This is a genomic window from Streptomyces sp. CNQ085, from assembly GCF_022614595.1.
Classification (GTDB): domain Bacteria; phylum Actinomycetota; class Actinomycetes; order Streptomycetales; family Streptomycetaceae; genus Streptomyces.
Genome location: NZ_JAJFAU010000175.1, coordinates 1 through 3,137, shown reverse-complemented (window position 1 = coordinate 3,137; position 3,137 = coordinate 1). Strand labels below are relative to the sequence as shown.

3 protein-coding genes are annotated in these 3,137 nt (G+C 74.5%); 1 reads left to right on the top strand and 2 read right to left on the bottom strand.

Going from position 1 to position 3,137, the window contains the following annotated elements:
- Positions 1 to 102: 102 nt before the first annotated feature.
- Together LJ221_RS21540 and LJ221_RS21535 are read right to left on the bottom strand one after the other, a co-directional pair.
- Positions 103 to 657, bottom strand: coding sequence for an NADPH-dependent FMN reductase (locus LJ221_RS21540; RefSeq protein ID WP_241718381.1), 555 nt, complete (start codon positions 655 to 657; stop codon positions 103 to 105).
- Between the two features lie 556 nt (positions 658 to 1,213).
- A complete protein-coding gene (locus tag LJ221_RS21535; protein ID WP_241718380.1) occupies positions 1,214 to 1,435 on the bottom strand; it encodes a hypothetical protein in 222 nt (73 codons plus the stop codon).
- A 234-nt stretch (positions 1,436 to 1,669) separates the two neighbouring features.
- Between LJ221_RS21535 and LJ221_RS21530 the strand changes: the two genes are divergently transcribed.
- Positions 1,670 to 2,701 (top strand): sulfotransferase, encoded by a 1,032-nt coding sequence (locus LJ221_RS21530; protein ID WP_241718379.1) that lies wholly within the window; start codon positions 1,670 to 1,672, stop codon positions 2,699 to 2,701.
- Positions 2,702 to 3,137 lie beyond the last annotated feature (436 nt).

The following is a 3,137-nucleotide window of genomic DNA, read 5'->3' as shown; positions in this document are numbered from 1 at the left end:
GCACGACGTCCTTCGCGGCGTGGGTGGGCGTGCGGGAACGCAGGTCGGCGACCAGGTCCAACAGGGGGGTGTCCCGGCCGGCCGTTCCGCGTCTGCCGTCCCTCACACCGGATACGGCAGCTCCTCCCGCGCCCGCCGCAGGGCCAGTGCCCACCAGGCGAGCCGGTCCAGCAGCGCGGCCGCGGCACCGGCCGCCTCGCCCGCCCGGCGCGGTTCGCCGTCCGGCCCGAACTCCCGCCAGGCGTCGTGGAAGCTGACGGTCTCCCGGACCGTGGCCGCGTGCAGCTCGGCGAAGACCAGCCGCAGCTGCTCGACCGCCCGCAGCCCCCCGCCCCGTCCGCCGTAGGAGACGAAGCCGACCGGTTTGGCGCGCCACTCCGGCTTCAGGGAGTCGATCGCCGTCTTCAGCTCACCGGGGAAGCTGTGGTTGTACTCGGGCACCACGACCACGACGGCGTCGGCGGCGCCGACCCGCTCGCCGAACGTCCGCCCGTCCCCATCGGGCCGTGCCAGGTCGATCACGTCGAGCTTCACGTCATCGCGCTGCCCGGCCTGCCGGGCGAACCACTCCCCCACCGTGGTCACGAAGCGCCCCTCGCGCACGCTCCCCAGGACCACGGCGAGGCGGTACTGGTCCTGCTGTGCCGCTGCGGTCATCTCGTTCTCCCGTCCACTTCCGTCCACCACCGTCACGGCCCCACCTCGAGACCCTGACCGAGAAACTAGGACTTCAAGCCGACTTGAGGTCAACTCCGCCCCCGCGGCGGCGCGCCGCACCCGGCTCCGCACCCCGCCGTCACAGTCCGCTCCCTTTCCCGTGGCCTGTGTGAGGTCACGGCGGAAAATCCGCCGACACCGGCTCCGGAAGGAGATGGTCCGAATACGGAAAGCGACAGTCGCCCGTGGGAGGGCACCGACCGATCACGGAGTGCGATGGAACCCCGAACTCACCGCTCCCGGGCGATCTCCGGCCGACGGCAGAGGTCTCCGGTGGGCACCGGCACCCGCCCACACCGCGCACGCGCCGGATTCCGTGCCGGGCGGGCCATGGCGGTGCCACGGGCCGGGGCGGTGCGGTGCGGTGAGCACGGACGAGCGGGACGAACCGACCGCGCTCACGGCGTACGAGCGGTACGACCCCCGTGGTCGCCGGACCCTGCCGCGACCGGGCCCGGCGCCGCGACCCCCACCACCGCGGCCGGGGAGGAGCGGCTCAGCCCTCGCCCCCGGAGCCGCCGGGAGGCTCCCGGCGGCTCCGCCGGGCCGAACCGAAGGCGGCGCCGAGCGCGATGCCCACACCGATCCCGACGGCGATGTCGTCGAACACCACCAGGCCCAGGGCGACCCCGATCGCCGTTCCGACGGAGAGGCCCACCGCGATGTCGCCGTTCCCCGGCCCGCTCCCGCCGTTGTCATTTCCGCCCGCTTCCGTCATACCCACACCCTGCCATCCGATGGCCCTCACCGGCGAACGGGCGGGTGCTCCGCGCGGGGGTGCTCCGCGCGGGCCGTCGCCGCGCCGCCGTCGCGGGCAGCTCCCGGGGCCGTCCTGGCCGGAAGTCGCCCTGCCGCACGCCGCGGCCGGGTCCGTACGCTGCGGGACTGAGATCACCGACCGTCGCCGAAGCCGCGGCCGGACCGGGCGCGGGAGAGCATTGGGGTGGGACACATGAGCGCACGGCCTCTGACGTTCGTGGTGGGCACGGGGCGGAGCGGTTCGACCGCGCTGTCGCGCGTGCTGAACCTGCACCGGGACATCCTCAGCCTCAACGAGCTGCTGGCCTCGGTCGGATCCGAGGGGATGCCCGAGGGGACACTGGAAGGAGCGGAGTTCTGGCGTCTCCTGGCCGAGCCCAACCCGGCGTTCGACAGGATGATCCGCAGCGGCGCGCCCATCCCGGAGTTCCTCTACCCGCGCGGTCCCGGGCGCTTCTCGGCCGACACCACCGGCATCCCCCGGCTGTCCCTGATGGTGCTGCCGCACCTCACCGACGACCCCGACGGCCTGCTGGACGAACTCGCCCCGCGGGTCCGCGCCTGGCCGCGCCGCCCGGTCGAGGAGCAGTACCGGGAGCTGTTCGGGCTGCTGTGCGACCGGTTCGGGCGGCGGGCGGTGGTGGAGCGCTCGGGGTTCTCGGTGGGGTGGGTGCCCCGGCTGCGGGCGGGCTTCCCCGGGGCGGGGTTCGTCCACCTCCACCGCGACGGGCCCGACTGTGCGCTGTCGATGAGCCGGCACACCGGATTCCGGATGATCTCGATGCTGGAGGAGATACACACACTGCTGGGGCTGGAGCCCGGCGACGAGCTGACGCCCGGGCACGCCCGCGAGCTCCCGCCGGACCTGGCGGGCCTCCTCCAGGACCCGTTCGACTCCCGGCTGGTGTTCGACCGGGTGATGCCGGTGACCCGGTTCGGGCAGATGTGGTCGCGGCTGGTGACCGAGTGCCTGGAGCATCTGGCCCGGGTGCCGGAGACGGCCCGGATGAGCCTGTCGTACGAGGACCTGCTGGACGCGCCGGAGCGTGAGCTGTCGCGGCTGGCCGGGTTCGCCGGCGTGGCGCCCGACGGGGAGTGGCTGGCGGCGGGCCGGGCGACGCTCGACCCGAGCAGGCGCGGGGCCTCGCTGCGACTGCCGCCGGACGAGCTGAGGGCGCTGCGGGATGCCTGCGAGCCGGGGGAGCGTGCGCTGGCCGGGGCGTGAGGCGGCGGCGGTCCGGTCCGCGCCCGGCCCGGTTCCGTGACGAGGACGGCGTACACGGTCTCCACGGGGTCGGCGGCGGCCGTGGCCGCCAGATCTCCCAGCAGTGCCTCGTCCAGGGGGCGCAGGGCGACATGGGCGGGGCTCATGAGGCCCATGGGGGCACACTGCCCAAGACGCGCGCCGCTCGCCAAAGGCTTTTCACATCCGAAAGTCGTTCCCGTACGGGGGAATCCGGCGGGTCGCTCCGTGCGCCGACGGCCCGCCGGGGCTGCTCGGCCCTAGGCAGAAGCCATGGCTCCCCATGAAGACCATCACACCGCCGGACACGCCGCCGGAAGCACCGCTGAACCCACCGTCGAACCCACCAACGGGCCCACCGCCCGCCGCGCCGCCGGAGCCGCCCCGCGGCTGTCGCGCCGGCGGTTCACCGCCGGCG

What these genes read in the sequence shown, in the direction of transcription:
- LJ221_RS21540 (WP_241718381.1), bottom strand. Translation starts at nt 657, where the DNA reads ATGACCGCAGCGGCACAGCAGGACCAGTACCGCCTCGCCGTGGTCCTG.
- LJ221_RS21535 (WP_241718380.1), bottom strand. Translation starts at nt 1,435, where the DNA reads ATGACGGAAGCGGGCGGAAATGACAACGGCGGGAGCGGGCCGGGGAAC.
- LJ221_RS21530 (WP_241718379.1), top strand. Translation starts at nt 1,670, where the DNA reads ATGAGCGCACGGCCTCTGACGTTCGTGGTGGGCACGGGGCGGAGCGGT.